Below are 20,316 nucleotides of genomic sequence, written 5' to 3'. Positions count from 1 at the left end.
CGTTTGTCTTTATCCGCCGTCTCGTGTGTGACCTGTAGGCGCGTCTGGCTTGGGGAGCCGGCAAATCGGTGAACCGCGACCGTTTTAGCGGCCGAAGCAAAGCCGGCAACATCCCCTCGCGCGACTTGCTATTGAATGTTGATTCGCCGCAGCGTCACTCGCGCAAAGTGGCGAAAGAAGCCCCGCTTTTTGGCTAGAGCAAATGCACGCCGCCTTCCGAAGGTAACGTCGCGCGTCGTGTCACGTGTGCGTTACGAATGGTTTGCGTGAACGCTCGGCGAGCCCGTCACATCTCGGCTTCGAACTTGCGATATACGGAAATTATGTTGGCGAAATCCGCCAGATAAATCTCCTCGCCGGAAGATTCGTGAAGAATGGCACCGATCGAGTGTTAACCATCGTGAGGCGTGCAGGCATGTTTGTCGCCGCTACGCCGTCTATTCTCACTTCCTGATACGCGGATCAATGAAAGTCACCATTATCGGAACCGGATACGTCGGCCTCGTCACGGGCGCGTGCCTGGCAGAGCTGGGCAATGACGTGCTATGCCTCGACGTCAACGAAGCAAAAATCGCGATGCTCAACAACGGCCAGGTGCCGATCTACGAGCCGGGTTTGGCAGACGTGATCGAGCGCAATCGCGAAGCGGGCCGGCTGACGTTCTCGACTGACGTGGCGTTGGCCGCCGCACACGGCGACATCCAGTTCATCGCGGTCGGCACGCCGCCTGACGAGGACGGGTCCGCCGATCTACAGTACGTGCTTGCTGCGGCGAAGGGCATCGGCAAGTACATGAGCGCCTTTAAAGTGATCGTCGACAAATCGACTGTGCCGGTCGGCACCGCCGACAAGGTTCGCGACGCGATTGTAAAAGAACTGACCGCGCGTAATGCCGATTTGCCGTTCGCGGTGGTGTCGAATCCCGAGTTCCTCAAGGAAGGGGCCGCTATCGACGACTTCATGCGACCGGATCGCATCGTGATCGGCTGTGATGACGATGTCTCAGGCTTGCGCGCGCGGAGCCTGCTCGAGCATCTCTATGCGCCGTTCAATCGCAATCACCAGCGCACGCTGTTCATGGACGTGCGCTCGGCCGAATTCACGAAGTATGCAGCGAACGCGATGCTGGCAACACGCATCTCCTTTATGAACGAGATGGCCAATCTCGCGGATTGCGTGGGCGCCGACATTGAAAACGTTCGCCGCGGCATCGGCTCCGATCCACGCATCGGCTATAGCTTCCTGTATGCGGGGTGCGGATACGGCGGCTCGTGCTTTCCGAAAGATGTGCAGGCGCTAATTCGAACCGCCGCGGAATACGACATGGAACTGAATATTCTCGCTTCGGCCGAGTTCGTCAACGAACGTCAGAAGACCGTGCTCTTCAACAAGGTGCGCAAACATTTTGGCGGCGAACTGGCGGGCAAGCGTTTCGCGGTGTGGGGTCTGTCGTTCAAACCGAATACCGACGATATGCGAGAAGCAACGAGCCGCCGCCTGATCGCCGATCTGCTGCGGCACGGTGCGACGTTGAGCGTCTACGATCCGGTCGCGACAGAAGAAGCCCGCCATTGCCTCAGCACGGACCTCAATGCGGAAAGTTTTTCGCGCATCGAATTCTCGCACGACCGTGACGCAGCGCTTGTCGGTGCCGATGCGCTCGTGATCCTCACTGAATGGAAGGAATTTCGCAGCCCCGATTTCGAGCAGATGAAGGTTGCGCTCAACGACACCTTGATCTTCGACGGACGCAATCTGTACGACCCGCATGCGATGAGAGAGGCCGGCTGGGCCTACTACACGATTGGCCGCGACGCCGCGCTTGCAGCAGGTTAAGCGCGACGAGCAATGCGCGTAACGCGTGTCCCGGCTGCATCGTGCCGCCGGTACGCGCATCTTGAATGGCGATGCGATGTTGAGAAAGATGATGAATCTGGCACTGGCGCGTGTTCGTCCCGGCAAGCAGATCGCCAATGAAGTGGGTGGCGTGGATCTGATGCTCTATCTCGCGGAACAGAGCTGGAATGCTCTGCGAGGCACGCTGCTGTCGCTGCGTTGCAAACGGGCGGGCGTGTGCTTTGTCGGCCGGAACGTGCGGCTGCGGTTCGCGAGGAATATCGAAATCGGGCGCTACGCCACCATTGGCGACGGCGCGATTCTCAGCGGACTGGGGCGTGATGGTTTGCGGCTCGGTGCACGGGTCAACATCGGCGCGTATTCGAGGCTCATTGTCGGCACGGACGTGGCGCGGCCCGGCAGCCATATTCATATCGACGATGGATGCGGCATCGGCGAGTATTCGAGCGTCGGCGGTTCAGGGGGCGTGTCGATCGGGAAGAACACGATCATCGGTCAGTACTTCAGCGCGCATCCGGAAAATCACAATTTCAAAGATCTGTCGCGGCCGATTCGGGAGCAAGGGACGACTCGCAAGCCGATCGCCATCGAAGAGGATTGCTGGCTGGGCGCACGCGTTACCGTGCTGGGCGGCGTGACAATAGGGCGGGGCAGTGTTATCGCGGCGAGTTCGGTGATCACGCACGACGTGGCGCCGTTTTCGATCGTGGCGGGTATTCCGGGGCGTGTGGTGGGCAGCAGGCGTGGGGATGACCATGACCGCACTTGATATCTTCGTCGTCCTGTACCGATGCGATCCGGAGGCATCCGAAACTCTTGTTTCGCTGAGCCGTATCGACTTCGCCGCGCTCGGAATCGACGTCGAGGTTCATATCTGGGACAACGCGCGCTCAGTGCCTGCGCCGCCGAATCCAAACTTTCTGCCGTTCCTCTGGCGCTATCTGGCTTCTCCGGATAACGAGCCGCTATCGAAGGTGTACAACCTGCTGGTGCGTGAGTCGACGCGTCGGCATGTGGTTATCTTCGATCAGGATTCCAATGTGGGCGCGAATTTCTTCGAAAAATTGGCCAACAGCATCGACAAGGTCGAGGCGGACGTATTCGTGCCCGTCATCCGTCACGGCGAGCGTTTGATCAGCCCGGGGCGCTTGCGGTGGATCAAGGGCGAGGCGTTGCGCAGCGTCGCCACGAACGCGATGTTGCCGCGACACTTTACCGCGATGATGAGCGGGCTATGCATCAGTAGCGCCTTGCTTGCACAACTTGCACCGCAGCCGTTTGATGAACGGCTGCGTCTTTATGGCGTCGACACGCGGTTCTGCCGTGATCTGGCGCGGCACGGTGCGAGGGCTTACCTGCACGACGCGGAACTCGGTCACGATTCAGCGCTGCGCAGCACGACCGACGCGCGGGCGGCCCTGCAACGTCAGATATGGCTATGGCAGTCGTGGCTGCATGTGTTCGACCGTAACCTGCTCGAAGTACTGGCGATACGATGTTATGTGCTGTGGAAGGCCTTGCGAGTGTCGGTTGGTCCGCGCGCGCCGGGAAAGTTCTTTGACGTGATTGCCGAGGTGTTTCGATGAGTGCATCGCTTGCCATTTTGATGGTTCATCAGGGCGCGGAGCTGTACGGATCGGATCGGAGTTTCGCGTCGGCGTTGGAGGCGTTGCGTGAACGGCATCCGCAGGCGGTGATCGATGTGGTGTTGCCTGAAGCGGGGCCCATTGTGGATCATGTCGCTCGCTATGCGAGCCGGATCTTCTATAACGCTCATGGTGTATTGCGTAAGAAGGAACTCAAGGCACGGCCGTGGCATACGATCTGGAGCATGGCGACCGCGTGGCGCGAATATCGCCGCATGTTTCGTTCTTACCAGATCTGCTACGTGAATACGGTCGTGTGTGTGGCTGCGATTGCGGGGTTGCGCGGACAATGTGCGGGTACCTACGTGCATGTCCGGGAGATTCCGTCTTTGCTCACCTGCCGGATATTCAGAGCGCTTCTAAAGTTCTCGCGTGCCTCGCTGATTTATAACTCGCATGCAACTGCTGCGGCGTTTGCGTTGCCGGGCACGGTGATTCACAACGGCGTCGACGTCGCGGGCCCAGTTGTACGAGCGCATGCTGCACAAGGCCGCGATCTGCGTCTCGCGATCATAGGACGCATCAACCCATGGAAAGGACAACAGTTCGTGCTCGATGCGTTGTCCACAGTGGGGCGGATGTTGCCGATCCAGGTACGCATAGTGGGAGACGTTTTCCCGGGCTATGAAATTCTGCTGGACAAGCTTCGTGAGACGGCGAGATTGTGCGCGCAGTCGGTGGAGATCGAAGGCTTCACGAACGATCCGGGTGTGCATTTCGCGTGGGCCGATTTCGTGGTGGTGCCGTCGGTTCAGCCAGAGCCTTTCGGTCGGGTTGCGATCGAGAGCTTCGCATCTGGGCGCCCGGTTATTGCCTCGGCTTCGGGCGGCCTACAGGAGATTGTGACAGATGGCGTCAATGGCTTTTTATTCACGCCGGGAGACAAGGACGATTTATTGAGGGCGATAGAGAGGGCACTGGCGATCACGCCTGACGCGTATGCCGATATGGCAAAGGCGGCACGAGAAGAGTATGTCGGTTCCTTCACGGTCCAGACGTATATGCGTTCGCTTGCCGACACTGTCCAACCCCTGAATGTCGATGCGATTCAGACGCGTGAAGCATCCACGCTGTAGAGCAGAACGCGCTGATCATGACCGCCACGACCCAATGAAAATTACCTTTATTCTGCCGAAGCTGACAAGAAACCCAACCGGTGGCGGCAAGATCGTGTATCAGTATGCGAACGCCCTGGCAAGCGCCGGTCATACGGTCGAAGTGCTACACCCGGAGACCCTTTTTCTTTGGAGTCTGCGAAAGAGTTGGCGGCTCAAACTGCTTTCGCTTGCCAGCGACATAGCGCGGTTGCTGAGAGGATGGACCCGGCAGAGCACGCCGAGCGTTCCGTGGATGACGCTCCATCCAGCAGTGAAGATCAGTATCGTGCCTGCGTTGTTCGCCCGTTATATCCCAAATGCGGATATCGTCGTCGCGTCGCTTTGGCGTACCGCCGAGTACCTAGTAACGTATCCCGCTTGCAAGGGCGAGAAGTTTTATTTCATCCAGCACCACGAGGTATGGTCAGGGCCAGAACGTCGCGTGAATGAGACGCTCAAGTCGAGAACAAACAAGATCGTCATTTCGGGGTGGCTAAGGGATCTTGTCAAAGATCTTTCGGGCGATCTCGCTCATCAGGTTCCCAATCCTGTCGATCACGAAGAATTTTTTCTGACGTCTCCCATCGCGGATCGGCGCCCAGTGATCAGCATGCTGTACTCGCCTCATACATGGAAGGGCGCAGCGGATGGCGTATCGGCGCTTGAGCTTGCCAAGACCAGGGTTCCCGAAATGGAGGCGATTCTCTTCGGCACGTCGGTTCGCCCGGCCACGCTGCCGGCGTGGATCAAGTACGTTCAGAATCCGGAGAAGCGCGTGCTGCGTGAAGAAATCTATAACGCTTCGTCGGTGTATCTGTGCCCGAGTTGGTCGGAGGGCTGGGGCCTGCCCGCGCTCGAGGCGATGGCATGCGGGTGTGCGATCGTCACGTCGGATAACGGCGGCACGAGGGATTTCGTTGTGGATGGTGAGAACGGAATAGTGGTCGCGCCCAAGGCCCCTTTCGCATTGGGCCATGCCCTGATATCTCTGCTCGACGATTCGGAGCGGCGCATTAGCTTCGCTGCACGCTCCGTCGAGCTTGCTAAGAGTTTCACCTTAGAGGCATCAGTACAGAAACTTCTCGGCGCACTCGGGAACAAGCTTCCCGCAGAAGTGCGATGCTGAGTCTATCGAAACGCTTGGCAGTGAATCCCCGGCTGCGGAAGATCTGGTCGACCTATGTGCCGTACGCGCTCGGCATTGCCAGCAATGCCGGCCTCAACATCGTACTGATTTCTCTTTTGACGCATCAATTGGCCCCGTCCGTGTATGGTACCTATTCGGTGTCCATCACTGTGATAGTTCTGGCGAGCTCGGTTGCGGGGCAGTGGTTGCAACAGGCGACAGGACGATTCCTGGCCGGTTCATCAACTGCCGAATCGGCCTACACAAAAGCAGCGATATTGCTCGGACTAGGCGGAATTCTGCTGATGCTTCTTGTGTTCTATGCATTGACCGCACTCTTTGTCTTAGTCGACAGCAAGCACGGTTCCGATCTCTGGCTCGTCTGCGTATTCGGTATTGCGGCACAGACCGTTTTCACGCTGGTCGGGACCGCGTTGCAGTCCGAGCAACGGGCGTGGTCCTATGCGGTGCAACAGGCCTGTTCGGGTGCCTTAAAAATCGCATTCTCGGTACTCGTGTGCCGCGCATCGCAACAGAACGTCGGTGGCCTGTTGTACGCATGCGCTGCCGCACAACTCTTGGGCGTTATTTTTGGCGCGTGGCAAGCGCGATTTTTCGACCGGACCGTACTGCGAAAGCTCGGATCCTCGCGTGCGCTATTGATCTTCCGCAGGCTGCGCGCCTATGGTGGGGCCATGACGCTGTGGTTCATTTTCATGAATCTCGCGATGTATTGCGATCGACTGCTAGTGCGCGCCCTAGCCGGCTCCGCGACGGCCGGTCTCTATGGCGCGGCGGCAACGCTGGTTGTCGGCTCGGTCAACCTGGTCATGGCTCCTATCCTCGCGGCGACATGGCCGCAACTCATGGCGGCATGGAATATGAGGAATGAGCAGGCGGCGTCGCGCATGCTCGGTGACCTTTTGACTTATCTGATGTGTGCGGGCGTCGCGCTGGTTGCAGTCGTCAGTGCAGTGGCTGAACCCGCTACGCGATTGTTCCTCGGTGAGAAATTCAGCGCTGCCTCTACGCTGCTCCCTCTTTTGACGGCATCGGCATTCTGTTTTTCGCTCGGGCCATTTTTCCACAAGCCCCTGGAGTTCAAGGAGAGGAAAGCTACGATGTGCGCGTTTGCGGCGATGGCGCTGCTCTTGAATGGACTGCTCAGCGTAATCCTTACTCCTTGGCTGGGTGGCGTTGGCGCAGGAACGGCAGCACTTGTTTCGGGCGCGGCTTACTGCGCGCTATGCGCCGTGCGTGGCAAGAAAATCGTGAACTGGCGCATCCGTGCCGATCGGCTGGCAACGGTATCGGCACTTGCCGTCGCAGCGTCGTTTCTCGCAAGACGGGTTTCTTCGTGGTGGCATTTTGAGGGCAACCTGTGGGACTTCATTGCCGCGAGCGCGGCTTTCGGAGTGTTGTTTGGCGTGGCGTTGGCGGGAGCGTTTGTCGTAAGCTCGGCTCGCCGGCGATTGAAGATCATGGGCGGTTAAATGGAATTGAAGAATTGGGCTGGGAGCCAGCTAAGCGCGACCGGAGAAAAAGTCTATTGGCTTGACAAAATACTGTTCTGCGTCTGGCTGCTTGTGCCGGCATATCAATACTCTGATCTCCATGTGGAAAATTCGCGAGTTGGATTTTGGGGAATAGCCGGTGTGTTGATATTTAGGACCTTGATGCGAGATTTGCTTCGCCGGAAATTCACAGTTGCCTCTCGAGGACTACTCGTGCCTTTCGCGCTTGTGTTCGGTTGGAAATTCTTCGAGTTGATGAGAGCCCCCGGTCAGATCAACACGGCATTGCTATTCTTCTTCGATTTTTTGATTACTTACATATGTTGTCTAATCATCGCGCCGCGTATCTTCTCTGTACAGTCGTGGCTAATCGAGTTTCGTCGCATCAACGTCATGGCGGTACTGTTAGCAATCGTCGCGCACCCTTTCGTCCCCGACCGCACAGATATGGCGGGTTGGGACAAAGGGGAGAGCTGGGCTTTTGCACACCCGAACATCGCAGCTATGTATCCTCTCACGATATATTTGCTGACTATCGTTATTTTCGGGATTGGCGTGAAGCGAGGATTTAGATGGTTCGACATCTTCTGCGTCGCGTTCAGCCTTAGCACACTAGCCCTGACCGGGTCCCGAACTACGCTCGTGGTAGCTTTCATCACCACGCTACTCGCGCTGTTCAATATCATCGTAATTAAATATCTGAAAGATGATAAAGGGCACGAAACGCACGCGATAAAGACCGCGCTGAAATTTTGTGCAATGCTCGCCATCGGTGGCTGCATCTATTTTGTCTATGCTGCAATGGGGCGGCAGGCTCTTGACACGTTGTTTAGCGGGCGGCTGTCGTTTGCTGCGGATGTCCTGTGGTCGGCGAAAGATCTAGTGATTGGTGTTGGGTTGATGCCGCCAGGCGCGAACTTGCTTGCCGACACCACCACCCGCGGTGCCGGGATTGATGGCCTCTATACCAATCTGATTTACGGTGAAGGATACGTTGGCCTTGTCATCTTTGCGATCGCCATGTTCGGTTTGCGCCGGATGGCAAATGTCAACCCGCGTTGCCGCGCGTTCTTCGGGGTTACATTAGTGAGTTGCTTGGTGTTTGGCGTGACGGAAACGCATTTCTGGCTCCTGGCGAGCCCGCTTACTGCATTGGTTGCAGTATTGGCGTCCACGCTCGGGACGCAATCGGGAGGTTATGTGACCGTGTTCGTCGGAAAGCCTTTGCCGCGACTTATTGTCCGGTGAACCGCCCTCGGCGGGGCCATGTTCGAGGGTACCTTGGATGAGAGAGCGTCAACTATTCCCATTTTTTGGTTGTCGGAAGCTTAACTGTACTCTCGGCCAAATGAACGTCGAGCAGCGCGCGCGAACGCAGAATTCGTCGCCGGATGGTTGCTAGCGCTCGATCGTGACCTCGTAGTTCGCAGCGAAAGGCTGCCCTTTGCGATTGATCTCAAACGACAAGTGCTGATCGTCACTCTTGGTGGAAATGGCCTCAAGTCGTTGGCCTTGAACGTCAAGCGGATACACGGTGGCGCGTGTGTGCGATACCTGCAACGAAATGGTTGCGGAGATGCTCTCCATCTGTGCTGGTCCAGCGAATGCGCGGAGGCTTGCTGATGGAAGTCCTCCTGCTTGGGGGCGAATCGTGCGCCACGCACCACGTAAGTCTGTGGCGGCCAGCTGCTGCGGGCCAGATGTGTTAGTCCCCGTGGTGAACCCGGGTATCGAAAGTAGCAGATGTTGTGATTCCGATAGAGGTTTGTCGTCTAAACTCGTGAGAAATGCAGTAACGAATCCTCGGTTCCCCGGCGCTAGAGCCAACTCAAAGAACAATGAGGTCGCCGGTCGGCCTACGGGAATATAGCCAGAGATCCCGGCGGCGTACGCCGATCCGAATTCAAATCGGCGCACTGTCGCGTCATAGGAGAAGTAGGACGACGTATTCACCGGAGGTGAACGATGCACCTCGAACTTCGAACCATTCGCGAGTGCGATCTGGCGGGTCATCGCGACATCGGGGGGAATGGAGAAGTGCTTCGATAGATAGGGTGCGAGGTTGCCCAAGATGCCGTTGGCAGCAGCCGCGATGCGATCGTCCCTAGAGAGAACGATGACCGACTTGTTTAGCGAAGTATCCGGATATACGCTGCGAAAGTAAGCTGCACACTGGGCGAATTGAGCGAGCTTTGTCAAATCGCCACGAAGGCTGAAATTGGAAGGGGCGAAGGAGTTCCAATCCCGGTCGTGCGCATAATCGTAGAGAATCAGTCCGTCCCAGTCCTGAGAGACGGCAAACTGCGTTACGACCGGGAGCAGGTCGGATGCCTGCTGGTTAGGCCATGCCTGGTTGAATTCGCTGATGACGAATGGACGATCCGCGACACGCGCAAAGGCGGTATTAAGTAGCGTCTGACCGAGCGAATCCCCTAGCCAACTGTTCGATATACGCCAGTCGCTCCAGTCCCATTGACGATGGGGGAAAAAATAGTGATCGACATAGAAGTGTGCATCAGTGAAGGTCGCGGCGCTATTCACGTCGAAGTTCGCGAAGCCTCCGTGATTCCAGCGTCCGGAGTGAATGATCTGCGTGCCTGATACTGGGACGTTCTTACCGAGAACATCCCTCACTGCACCGACCATTCGTGTGATATACCGCCGATCCAATTCGACGAAGAAACTGGCGGCAAAACGAGCGTCGTCAGCGGATAGCCCTGAACGGCTGAGTGGCAACGGTGCTTCAGCTAGGTGTCTCTCGTTGCGATAAGCGTTCCACATTTCTTGCAACTCGTCGCGGAACCGACCGGAAACTAGCGAGGACAATGTGCCTTCCTGCCAATTGTCCACGAGAGTGGATTCATTGTTGATTTCCACCAAGGCCAAGTTCGGACTGTCGATCAACTGAAGCGCCAAAAGGAGGTTCTTCGCGTAGGTTGCTTGCCACGACGTCATGCCGTCGTCGAATATCGGCAGTGGCTTGCTTTGAGGCGGAATGCGATCGGCGGCTTTCCCCGTGGGAAAAGTATGATTGACGTTCAGATTCAAATCGACATAAATACCGTATTGCCCAAGCTGAGCTATGAATCGTGATAAGACGGTGACTGCTTGCGGGTCGAGTTCCGGGTCGACCGCGTCGCGCAGTATGCCGACTGGGCCGATAGCGGAATTTTGTGCCGGTTGATCTATCGCATGAAGCCGGACGATGTTGACGCCTAGCGCCGCGAGACGCCGCGCCAGCATTTCGCCGTCAGCCTTCGAAGGAAAGTTGGCCGAGAGTGCTAGGGATACCCCAAAGAATCTGATGCGCTTACTACTGTTCGGGACGGCTGGCGTGCCGACCGTGAAGAAATGACCGTCGCGTATCACAACGCGATCTGATGCAGTGAGTGCTTTACCTTGCCGCTTAGCGTCAATCAGCAGACCCGGGGGCATTGACCCGACGTCAATAGTCGCGTACCGCACGATGTCGGAGCCTTGAGATTTGCAGCAACAAAATAGCAATGCAACGGCAGCAACAATGATTTTTCTTTGGCCAGCAGCAAGAAGGTTGGTCATGTGAGCAGTTGGCGGAAGAGTAGGGGTCGGTGACGCCCCACATAACACAGTGGCTCGCGACAGGAGGTCGCTGATGCGCAGGAAGCCGAGGCTTTTTTATGCGAGAAGAGCGCTCTTATTCTACCTTCGCCCCAATCTGCTCCACGCTCGCTGCGGCCCCAACACTGGGGCTCGCATTAGAGATCCTCGCGTGTACATCGAGTGCGGGCGTGCGATCCGGCGCGCCTTGAGTTGAACGGAAAGCGAATGCCACGCTTTGTTTCCCGCTTCCAATATGCCGATACAACAACGCCTCATACTGAGCCAGCACGCTATCCCAACGAAACGAACTCTCAAACCGATGCGTGCTCGCCTCGCCCATCGCCCGAGCCGTAGCGGGATCGCCTAGCAATGCCGAGATGTGCATATCGCAGTCCGCCTCCGTGGCGAAGAACCGCGCGTCGGGCCCCGCTACCCACCGATTGAATACGTTGTCATGCGCAATCACCGCGCTCCCGGCGCCAAGCGCTTCGACGAGAGACGGATTCGTGCCGCCCACGCGATGCCCATGCAGATAGAAATGGGCATGCCGCCGTAGCGACCGCACGGCCGATTGATCATAGATCGCACCGGGAAACATGACCTCGTCGCTTGCCGCTTCCAACACGTCGCGATGGTAGCTATGGACTTCAGGATCGTATTTTCCCAACACGACGAGTTTGGCCTGGCGTGGCCTGCGCGAAAAGGCGGTGACGATTTCCAGCACCGAGTTCTCCGGCTCAGGACGTGCGATCACGAGCCCGTAGAAAGTGTCTTCGAGCCCATGCTCCTTGAGGGGCGCAAGACTGGCCGCGCCGACCGGATCCGCGCCATATGGAATCGTCGTTATCTTCCTGCGATTGACGCGCGTTGCCAGGTGCGCTGCGATGGCAGGGTGATCAGCGATCAAATGATTGCCCGTCCAGCACCCGACGCGCTCGTTGAGCCACAGCCACACACGCTCATGGAATTTCCACTTCTCGCGCCGCCACTCGAGCCCATCCATGTTGATCAGGTTCGTAATGCCGTGCCAACGCAAATACGTGCAGAAGACGGCGGTGTTATAGCCGAGCGTCAGCACGAGCTCGGGCTTGCGTTCGGTCGTGTCGCGAACCGACTTCCAGTCGAATTCCATCGTGCCCATTGCGCCCTCGCGCGTGACGGGGACGATGATCCGATTTATGCCGCGCCATATGTCCTCGATGGTCTCAGTCTGGCCAGCTTCGCCCTGGCAATACACGGTCACTTTCCAGTCCCGCTGCGTGAGATAAAGCGCAAGCCTCTCGGCAAATGTTTCGAAACCACCGTGGCGCGCCGGAATACCTCGCGTACCCAAAATGAAAAGTTGCCTGACTGGCATATCGTTCGATCCCGTCGTGATTCGCGCGCCGATAATGCGCTGAACAAAAGCTACCAATGCGATAGCGTAGGGCAACAGGCATGGTGAAATCGGTCACTGTCGTCGTCGAATCCGCCAAAGTGATAGGCGCGACTTCTTTGTAGAACCATAATGGGCCAATACGGTCAGCGCACGCCCACATGTCCTTGGACGATGTCGGAATGCGCCAACGATTTGACCGAATCGGCTACTTCAACGCTCCTAACATAGCGTTCCTCTAGCCGCGCTTTTTCGTGCGGTGCGTCACTGCGTGAGTGACACAGGACCAGTGTCGGAATAGGACCTATGCAGGACCGACTATGGCCGTTATCTGTCTTCACTTCTTTCTACGGTTTCGCCATGCCAATCAACGTAAAGCACACTGCCATTCACGATGTGAAGCTAATCGAACCGAAGATTTTCGGCGACGCGCGCGGCGCCTTCTTCGAAAGCTTCAATCAGAACGAGTTCGAAGAAAAAGTTGCTCGTGGCTTCCGGTTCGTGCAGGACAACCATTCAGTGTCGGCGCGCCATGTGCTGCGCGGTCTGCACTATCAGATCCAGCATCCGCAGGGCAAGCTGGTGCGAGTGGTGGTCGGTGAAGTGTTCGATGTTGCCGTCGATCTGCGCCGCTGGTCGCCCACCTTCGGGCGCTGGGTCGGCGCACGCGTGTCGGCTGCTAACGGGCACCAACTCTGGATTCCGCCGGGTTTCGCGCACGGTTTCGTGGTGCTGTCCGATGTTGCCGAAGTTCTTTACAGGACGACCGACTATTACTCCCCCGACCACGAACGCACGCTGTTGTGGAACGACCCGGATATCGGAATCGAGTGGGGTGTCGACGGCACGCCGCTAGTCGCGCCGAAGGATGCGGCGGGCGTTCTCTTCAGTTCAGCGGAAGTTTATTGACGTGGGCCGATGCGAGGCATGCAGGTGAAAACCATCCGGAATCGTGACGCCTGCACCGGCAGTGGTGCGACGGCTCAAGTAGTCAAGGATCGACAATTGAATAAAAGAAATGCTTTCATTCATGGGCCGTTCAAGGCGCGCCTCGCGAATCGGGCCAACGCCACGCTCGGTTTCTCACTGGCACTGCTGGCCACGCTCAGCGGTTGCGCTCTGGCGCCCGGGTCTTACATGGGCGCCCCTCCCGCACAAACCGCCAACGCACAGTCCGGTTCAGAGCCGCAGGTGACCGAAGTGGTGCAGGACGGCATCACGTTTCGTCTGCATTCACTCAACGGCGACCTGATTGCGCGTCTGTCGTCGCAGCCGGATGGTGTGGTACCGACTTCGTTGCGCTTGCCGGCGGGTACGCCTTCGGCATACCGCGTTCGCAGCGGCGATTCGTTGCGGGTGATCGTGTGGGATCGGCCGGAACTGAACAACCCCGGGTTTTCGGCGTTGAATACATCGATCGTCTCGATCGGCGGGACGGAGAGTGCAAGTGTGCCGTCAGCGACCGCGGGAGGTAACCTCGATCCCGTGGGCCGGGTCGTGCAGCCGGACGGCTCGATCTACTTCCCATACATCGGGAAGGTGAAGGTCGCCGGCGAGACGATCGATGCGATTCGCGCCGATCTCACCAGCCGGCTGAACAAAGTCGTGAAAAACCCGCAACTCGATGTGACTGTCTCGTCGTATCGCAGCCAGAAAATATATGTGTCGGGCGCGGTGAGGGCCCCAGGCTCGCTGGCCTTGACCGATACGCCGGAGACGGTCGCCGATGCCATCTCGGGCGCCGGGGGGTATAGCGCGGGTGCGGACCTTGCAGGGGCGACGCTCAATCGGGGCGGCAAAGTATTTCCGCTCGACCTGTACGCGTTTTTCTACAACGGCGATCTTTCGCAAAACGTGCTTCTCAAGGACGGTGACGTCGTCAACGTGCCAGAGCGCCGCTTCAAGAAGGTGTTCGTACTCGGCGAGGTCACGAAGCCCGTATCGCAGGTGATGCCGGTCGGGGTCCTCACTTTGTCTGAAGCGATCTCGGACGCCGGCGGCCTCAATCAATTGTCGGCCAATGCATCGCAAGTCTACGTATTCCGGCAGGGACCCAACCGCACAGTGGACGTGTTCCATCTCGACGCGACCTCGCCGGGCATGCTGGTGCTGGCCGATCAATTTCTCCTGCAACCACGCGACGTGATCTTCGTCGATGCCGCGCACGTAACCCGCTTCTATCGCGTGGTTTCGCAGATTTTGCCGTTCGCGAGCGCCCTGTACCTTGGAGCCGAGGCCTTCAAGTAACGCGCGCGACGATCATGAACGACTGACGGAGGCCATGTTGAATCTGCTGCTGATCTGCTATGCGAACGTGTGCCGGAGCCCCATGGCCGAGTGCGTGTTCCGCGAGGCGTTGTCCGATGCGTCGGGCGCATCTATCCAGTCAGCGGGACTGGAAGCGCTGAGCGGAGTGCCGATCCATCCGATTGCACAAAAGGTTTTGACCGCAAAAGGCTACCCGGTCCCCGCCGACTCTTCCTCGATGCGTTTGGCGTCGCCGATGCTGCACTGGGCCAACCTCGTACTCGTCATGGAGATGTCCCAGCGGCGCGAAGTGCTCAGACGCTATCCGTTCGCCGCCGGCAAGGTCTGGACGCTGGGTCACTGGCTCGGCCGCGAAGTTCACGACCCGGTCGGCGGCGACGAAGCGCTGTTCGATGAGTCGTTGACGCTCATCGAGCGCAGCGCGAATAGCTGGCTGCCCGCGCTCACCATGCAACCTGCCCTATGAAGGCGACATTTACCATGAAGTCAGAATCGACTTTGCATAACATGCCGGTCCCTAACATGGCGCCCAATCAGGTGGATGAGGACGTAAGCCTTCTGATGCTCTGGCATAACGTCCGGAGCCATGCGCGGCTGTTCGCGGGCGTGGCTGCGGGGATCGCCGCTCTGGCGGTGCTCTACATACTGGTCGCGGCACCGGTGTACAAAGCAAACGCACTCATTCAGGTCGATGAACAACAGGGCTCCGCGCTCGGCGCGCTGTCGGATGTTGCCAGTGCGCTCAGCCTGAACAAGCCGATCGACGGCGAACTCGACATTCTCTCTTCGCGCGCAGTGCTGGGACCCGCCATCGATGCCACGCAGGCGCGGACCACCATAGCCGTGGCCAACCGCGTGCCGCTGCTGGGGCGTCTCTATGGGCGCTTCGCCACGCCGCCAGATGGCGTGGCCGATGCGCCGCTCGGGCTCACGCAGTTTGCGTGGGGCGGCGAGCGCATGGAGCTGACCGTCTTCGAGGTGCCGAATACGCTCTACGGCGAGAAGTTCCGTTTGCACGTTCAGGCTGGCGATCGCTGGACCCTCGAAGATCGTGATGGCGTGAACGTGGCGTCGGGGCGTGTCGGTCAACGCGTGGAATTCACAGTGCAAAGCGACTATGGCCCCGGCAAAGGCGTTATCGAAGTGCGTTCCTTGCGCGGTCGTCCCGGCACGTCGTTCAAGCTGGTGGAAGCGTCGCTCCAGAACACGATCGAGTCGATATCCAACCGCATGAAGGTGGAGGAAACGACAAAGGAATCGTCGATGATCGCGCTCTCCGTCAAGAACAGCGACCCGGAACGGGCCGCGCGCTTTGCCAATGAGGTTGCACGCGCTTACGTGGCGCTGAACATCCGCCATCGTGCGGAACAGTCGCGCTTGAGCCTGCAATTCCTCAACCGCAAGCTGCCTGCGTTTCGCGAGGAACTGGAGCAGTCCGAAGACCGCTTGAACGCCTATCGCATCCGCACGAAAACGATCGACGTCGAGCAGCAGACGGAGGCGCTGCTTACGCGCGCCGTGGATCTGACGAAACAGAAGACGCTGGTCGATCTTAACCTGCAGGCGACACGCGAGCAGTTCCGTGCGGGCCATCCGGCTGTCCAGACGCTGCAGGCTCAGTCCGCGGCGCTCGATCAAGGGCTGCATGAGATCGAAAAGCAGGTGCAGGCGTTGCCTTCGACGCAACAGGACTATCTGCGTCTTGCGCGTGACGTGGCGGTGAATACGCAGCTTTACACGGCGCTGGTAGCGAACGGACAGCAGCTCGAGGTCGCCGAGGCTGGCACCACGGGTAACGTGTCCATTATCGATCTGGCGGTTCCGCCCGAGTCAATGGACTGGCCGAAGGTTCCGGTTGTGATCGGTGGCGGCGTATTCGGCGGATTGCTGATCGCGTTCGTCCTGGTGCAGGCGCTGGCTGCGATCAAGGACGCGCTGCATGATCCGCTCGAGGCGGAGCGCGTGGGACAAGTGCCGATCTTCGCGGTCGTTCCGTCCAGCTCCGCCGAGTTGGAGACCGCCAAGGAAAATCACAAAGGCGGCAAGGGGGTGATGGCGCTGCTTGCGGGTAAGGACACGTCCGATCCGAGCGTGGAAGCCCTGCGTTCCCTGAGAACCACGCTCAAGTTCGCGCTGCTTGGCAAGGAGGGCGGCTCGATCCTGTTCACAGGGCCGACGCAAGGTGTCGGCAAGACGTTCGTCGCGGCGAACTTCGCCTATCTGTTGGCAATGAAGGGGCTGCGTGTGCTGATCGTGGATGCCGACATGCGGCGCTCGGGACTCAAGCGGTATTTCTCGCTGGCGCCTTCGCACGCCGGACTGGCGAATGTTTTGGCGGGCGACGTGACGCTCGATGGCGCGATTGTCAAGACCGGCCACGACGGATTCGATCTTTTGCCTGCAGGTGGCGTGCTGCCGCCCAATCCTGGCGAGTTGCTCGAGCGGCCCGCATTCGCAACCCTCCTGAAAGACGCCGAAGCGCGCTATGACTACGTAATCATCGATTCGCCGCCGGTTCTGCCGGTTAGCGACGCGGTGACACTCTCACAGGTCTGCGGCGCGGTGTTCGTGGTGTCGCGTGCCAACTTGACGAGCCGGCATCAATTGGTCGAAACGATGAACCGTTTGAACCAATCGGGCACCAAGGTTACGGGGCAGGTGTTCAACGGCTTTCACGCGACACGCTACGGCTACGGCTACGGTTACCGCTATCGCTACAGTAACTGAGGCCGGGTAAAGAAACGACTGCGACAGTGTCACGCGTGTGCTGCGTCCGGCTTCGCTTGAGCGGGAAACACGCGCCTGCGGCACAAGGTCGAGCAGACGCTGCAAGTTCGAAAAAATCTCGCGGCTCGAATGATGTGGTTAGCGTTCCGGATGTTGATGGGAAACGCATAAAAACCAGATTTCCTTGAACGGTCAAGATGTGGCTTCATTCGGCCACCATGGTACTTCGGTGGTTCTCCTTTCGTAACATGAACTACTTGAACGATGGCGTCGGTGTTCCGCTGTCGTGGCGTTCGTTCGCACGAGACCGCCGCAGCAGATATCGGACGCAGTCTACCCAACACTGACACAGTGAAAACAATAGGCATCGCACTATTTGATGGCTTTGCGCTCCCAGAGATCGCTTGCATCATGGAGGTGTTCCAGCGCGCGAACGAAATCGCCAGATCCGATCAACGTAACTCGGCGCACTTCGACGTTTGCCTGCTTTCTACCATCGGCGGGCGCATCGCGAGCTCGTCCTCTGTCTTCGTCTGGACGAGGAGCCTCGAAGCGCGACAGTACCCGGACGGCTTCCATGCGCTCTTCGTCGCGGGCGGTGCGGATTTGAATCAGGCGTTGCACGACGCGGAACTGCTCGCATGGCTGCGCCGTATATGTCCGATCACGGAACACGTGTTTCCGGTCGGCGAAGGGGGCTTGCTGCTGAAGGCGGCGGGATGCGGGCGTTATGCCGCGAGTGAATCGGCTGGCGACAAAGCGTCTTATCGTGGATCGGAAAGCAGGATCACGCTGGCGCCGCCGCACGGTGTCATGCCGAATTCGCTGCGCGCCGCACTGGCGATGATCCAGGAAGAGTTGGGGGCGCATGCGACCCGTCAGATCACGGACCTCGTGTCGCCGGCCGCGCCAAATCAGTTCGCCGACATCGTCCACCGCAATGCGACGCGCAAGGTCAGCGAAAACATTCAGGCCTCGGCCCGTTGGCTCGAAGAGAACGGGCACCGGCAGGTAAGCATCGACGAAGCGGCGCGGATCGCCGCAATGAGCGAGCGGCATTTTTTGCGGCGCTTCAAGGCTGAGTTTGGCGTGACGCCTTCCGATTATCTGCTCTACGTTCGGCTCGACATGTCATGCCGGCTGCTGGCGGAAACGACGTTGCCAGTCGACAAGATTGCGCGGCGTTGTGGCATCGGCAGCGGTGGGCGACTCGCGAAGCTGTTTCGCAAACACCTGGGCAAGACACCAACCGACTATCGCGCCAACCATCGACCGGCATTTCGACCCAATTAAGCCAATGTTCCTCGGGGGTTCATCATGTTCTCCGTTATCCTGAACCTGACCTATCTCGCGTTCGCCGCCATCGGCGCGTCGCTGGTGGCAAAGGCTGCATTCGTCAAATTGGCGAAGCTGGGCGGCGGCGCGCCGCGCGATCGTTCGCCGGTCGCGATCGCTCTCGGTCCCGCTTCGGCCACGCTGTTCGAGCATGTGCTCGCGTCCTCGGCGGGACCCTACTCGCCCGCGATCGTGTACGACGAGCACGCGCCGGAAGCGGGCGTCATCGCCGGTTTGCCACTCGTCTGCTCGCTTGAAACGCTGGGTGCCCAGATGCGGCGGCGTGGCATCGGCGAACTGTGGCTGCTCGGCTATCCCATGCGCCAGCCGTCAATCGAATGCTATGTTCGCGAGTTCCGGCATGATTTCGTCAACATTCGTCTGATACCGGACCTGCGCGAGTTTGCGCTCGCGAAGCCGGCTTTCGTCGACGTGCACGGCTTACCGGCGATCAATCTGGTGGCCTCGCCCTTGACGCCGGGCGCCGAGTGGCCCAAGCGTCTATTTGATTGCCTGTTCGCCGCACTTGTACTGCTGTCGATCTCGCCCTTGCTGGCGGTGATCGCGATTGCCGTACGTTTTTCTTCACCTGGCCCGATCCTGTTCCGTCAGATGCGCAAAGGCGTGGGTGGCCGCGAATTTGCGATCTACAAGTTCCGCACGATGCGCCAGCACGTCGAGGAAACCGGCCGCTTGACGCAGGCGCGCCGCGGCGACTCGCGTATCACCCGGGTTGGTGCATTCCTGCGCAAGACGAGTCTCGACGAGCTGCCGCAGTTCGTCAACGTGCTCAAAGGACAGATGTCGGTAGTGGGACCGCGGCCGCATGCAGTCGAGCACGACGAGTTGTACAAGGATCTCGTCGACGACTATATGTACCGGTATCGCATCAAACCGGGGATCACCGGATGGGCGCAAATCAACGGCTTGCGTGGCGAAACCGATCGCGTGGAGAAGATGGCGGCGCGCGTGATGTTCGACCTCTACTACATCCAGAACTGGAGCTTCTGGCTGGACCTCAAGATCATCGGCATTACGATGCTCAAAGGCTTTTTCGGCAAGACCGCTTATTGAGTCCGCGTATGACGACGGCGTCTACCGTTTTTAATTGAGACCGCACATGACAACTTCTGCAAAGTACCTTCGGCACTGCGTGTTCGTTTCGGCGTGGCTTGCGATGCTTAGCGCTCCCGGCGTACTTCATGCGCAGCTAATGAGCGACTCCGAGGGGCTGCGCTCGGCGTTTAGGTCATCGCTTTTGCAAACGACACAACAGAAGCATCGCCGACACACGTCGTCCGATCCGTACATGGCGCTCATCGAGCAGAGCGATCCGACGCGGCGGTTGCGGGTGATCACCCAGAACTCGGACCCGCTGTCGCAGACAATGCGGATCACACCATCACAAATCGCATTGGCGGGCAGCGCCGGGTTGAGCCTCGGCGCCGCGGGCGCGCTTTCAAATCGGATGGTTCGTGGGAGCGGCGCTGGTGCGTTGGGCGGCATGATGCCCATGCCGGGTGCCGCGCCGTCGTTCGGCGTGGGCGCCGCGTCGCTTTCGCCCGCAGCCATGGCGGGAGCATTGAGCGCCGGTTGCTCAGTGTCCGTGCCGAGTATGGCGATGACGCTGCCAGGCTCGGGTTCGTGTCGCTGATCCGCACTCGCCGACCTGGCCATTCACGCCAGTCAGCAGGATAGTCGCGGGTTTCCGTGTAGTCATTCAACCGTCCTCACGCGAAATGCTCGGCATCGGCCAACCGCTTGCCCGCCGCATCCTTCGCGGCCAGCAACG

The 20,316-nt window shown here is 58.9% G+C and carries 16 protein-coding genes; 14 read left to right on the top strand and 2 right to left on the bottom strand.

Annotated features, from left to right (window positions below):
• Positions 1-465: 465 nt before the first annotated feature.
• From ACTJLC_RS30160 to ACTJLC_RS30130, 7 genes are all read left to right on the top strand, one after another.
• On the top strand, positions 466-1,836 hold the full coding sequence (locus tag ACTJLC_RS30160; RefSeq protein WP_244745619.1) for a UDP-glucose dehydrogenase family protein: 1,371 nt from the start codon (positions 466-468) through the stop codon (positions 1,834-1,836).
• A 61-nt stretch (positions 1,837-1,897) separates the two neighbouring features.
• Positions 1,898-2,626 (top strand): acyltransferase, encoded by a 729-nt coding sequence (locus ACTJLC_RS30155; protein WP_090518749.1) that lies wholly within the window; start codon positions 1,898-1,900, stop codon positions 2,624-2,626.
• Positions 2,607-3,443: a glycosyltransferase family 2 protein gene (locus tag ACTJLC_RS30150; protein WP_244745622.1), complete on the top strand. Its 837-nt coding sequence runs from the start codon at positions 2,607-2,609 to the stop codon at positions 3,441-3,443. Before ACTJLC_RS30155 ends, ACTJLC_RS30150 begins: the two co-directional genes overlap by 20 nt.
• A complete protein-coding gene (locus ACTJLC_RS30145) occupies positions 3,440-4,579 on the top strand; it encodes a glycosyltransferase family 4 protein (RefSeq protein WP_244745623.1) in 1,140 nt (379 codons plus the stop codon). Before ACTJLC_RS30150 ends, ACTJLC_RS30145 begins: the two co-directional genes overlap by 4 nt.
• Before the next feature lie 34 nt (positions 4,580-4,613).
• The gene (locus ACTJLC_RS30140; protein ID WP_310133889.1) at positions 4,614-5,726 is read left to right on the top strand and encodes a glycosyltransferase family 4 protein; all 1,113 of its coding nucleotides are present in this window, start codon (positions 4,614-4,616) and stop codon (positions 5,724-5,726) included.
• 20 nt (positions 5,727-5,746) lie between these two features.
• Complete coding sequence (locus ACTJLC_RS30135; protein ID WP_310134027.1) at positions 5,747-7,219, top strand: lipopolysaccharide biosynthesis protein; 1,473 nt, start codon at positions 5,747-5,749, stop codon at positions 7,217-7,219.
• Positions 7,220-8,488 (top strand): hypothetical protein, encoded by a 1,269-nt coding sequence (locus tag ACTJLC_RS30130; protein WP_310133891.1) that lies wholly within the window; start codon positions 7,220-7,222, stop codon positions 8,486-8,488. It abuts the gene before it with no gap.
• Positions 8,489-8,638: 150 nt separating this feature from the next.
• Here the strand turns inward: ACTJLC_RS30130 and ACTJLC_RS30125 are convergent, their stop codons facing one another.
• Both ACTJLC_RS30125 and ACTJLC_RS30120 read right to left on the bottom strand, forming a co-directional pair.
• The gene (locus ACTJLC_RS30125; protein WP_347143332.1) at positions 8,639-10,798 is read right to left on the bottom strand and encodes a hypothetical protein; all 2,160 of its coding nucleotides are present in this window, start codon (positions 10,796-10,798) and stop codon (positions 8,639-8,641) included.
• A gap of 115 nt (positions 10,799-10,913) precedes the next feature.
• Positions 10,914-12,251 (bottom strand): DUF1972 domain-containing protein, encoded by a 1,338-nt coding sequence (locus ACTJLC_RS30120; RefSeq protein WP_244745627.1) that lies wholly within the window; start codon positions 12,249-12,251, stop codon positions 10,914-10,916.
• 303 nt (positions 12,252-12,554) lie between these two features.
• Between ACTJLC_RS30120 and rfbC the strand changes: the two genes are divergently transcribed.
• From rfbC to ACTJLC_RS30085, 7 genes are all read left to right on the top strand, one after another.
• Entirely contained in the window at positions 12,555-13,103 is a 549-nt protein-coding gene (gene rfbC, locus ACTJLC_RS30115; RefSeq protein ID WP_073428829.1) for a dTDP-4-dehydrorhamnose 3,5-epimerase, read from the top strand.
• Positions 13,104-13,121: 18 nt separating this feature from the next.
• The gene (locus ACTJLC_RS30110) at positions 13,122-14,441 is read left to right on the top strand and encodes a polysaccharide biosynthesis/export family protein (RefSeq protein ID WP_159442556.1); all 1,320 of its coding nucleotides are present in this window, start codon (positions 13,122-13,124) and stop codon (positions 14,439-14,441) included.
• Positions 14,442-14,475: 34 nt separating this feature from the next.
• Complete coding sequence (locus ACTJLC_RS30105; protein WP_310133902.1) at positions 14,476-14,928, top strand: arsenate reductase/protein-tyrosine-phosphatase family protein; 453 nt, start codon at positions 14,476-14,478, stop codon at positions 14,926-14,928.
• A 56-nt stretch (positions 14,929-14,984) separates the two neighbouring features.
• The gene (locus ACTJLC_RS30100; protein ID WP_310133906.1) at positions 14,985-17,189 is read left to right on the top strand and encodes a polysaccharide biosynthesis tyrosine autokinase; all 2,205 of its coding nucleotides are present in this window, start codon (positions 14,985-14,987) and stop codon (positions 17,187-17,189) included.
• Positions 17,190-17,453: 264 nt separating this feature from the next.
• Positions 17,454-18,482 (top strand): GlxA family transcriptional regulator, encoded by a 1,029-nt coding sequence (locus ACTJLC_RS30095; RefSeq protein ID WP_244745631.1) that lies wholly within the window; start codon positions 17,454-17,456, stop codon positions 18,480-18,482.
• Positions 18,483-18,506: 24 nt separating this feature from the next.
• Positions 18,507-19,598 (top strand): undecaprenyl-phosphate glucose phosphotransferase, encoded by a 1,092-nt coding sequence (locus ACTJLC_RS30090; RefSeq protein WP_073428797.1) that lies wholly within the window; start codon positions 18,507-18,509, stop codon positions 19,596-19,598.
• 139 nt (positions 19,599-19,737) lie between these two features.
• Complete coding sequence (locus ACTJLC_RS30085) at positions 19,738-20,178, top strand: hypothetical protein (RefSeq protein WP_244745632.1); 441 nt, start codon at positions 19,738-19,740, stop codon at positions 20,176-20,178.
• The last annotated feature ends 138 nt before the right edge of the window (positions 20,179-20,316 follow it).

The sequence above is a fragment of the Paraburkholderia sp. 22099 genome (genome assembly GCF_052045835.1).
GTDB lineage: Bacteria > Pseudomonadota > Gammaproteobacteria > Burkholderiales > Burkholderiaceae > Paraburkholderia > Paraburkholderia terricola.
Note: the sequence above shows the minus strand (reverse complement) of the source record. Positions and strands in the feature narration are given on the sequence as shown.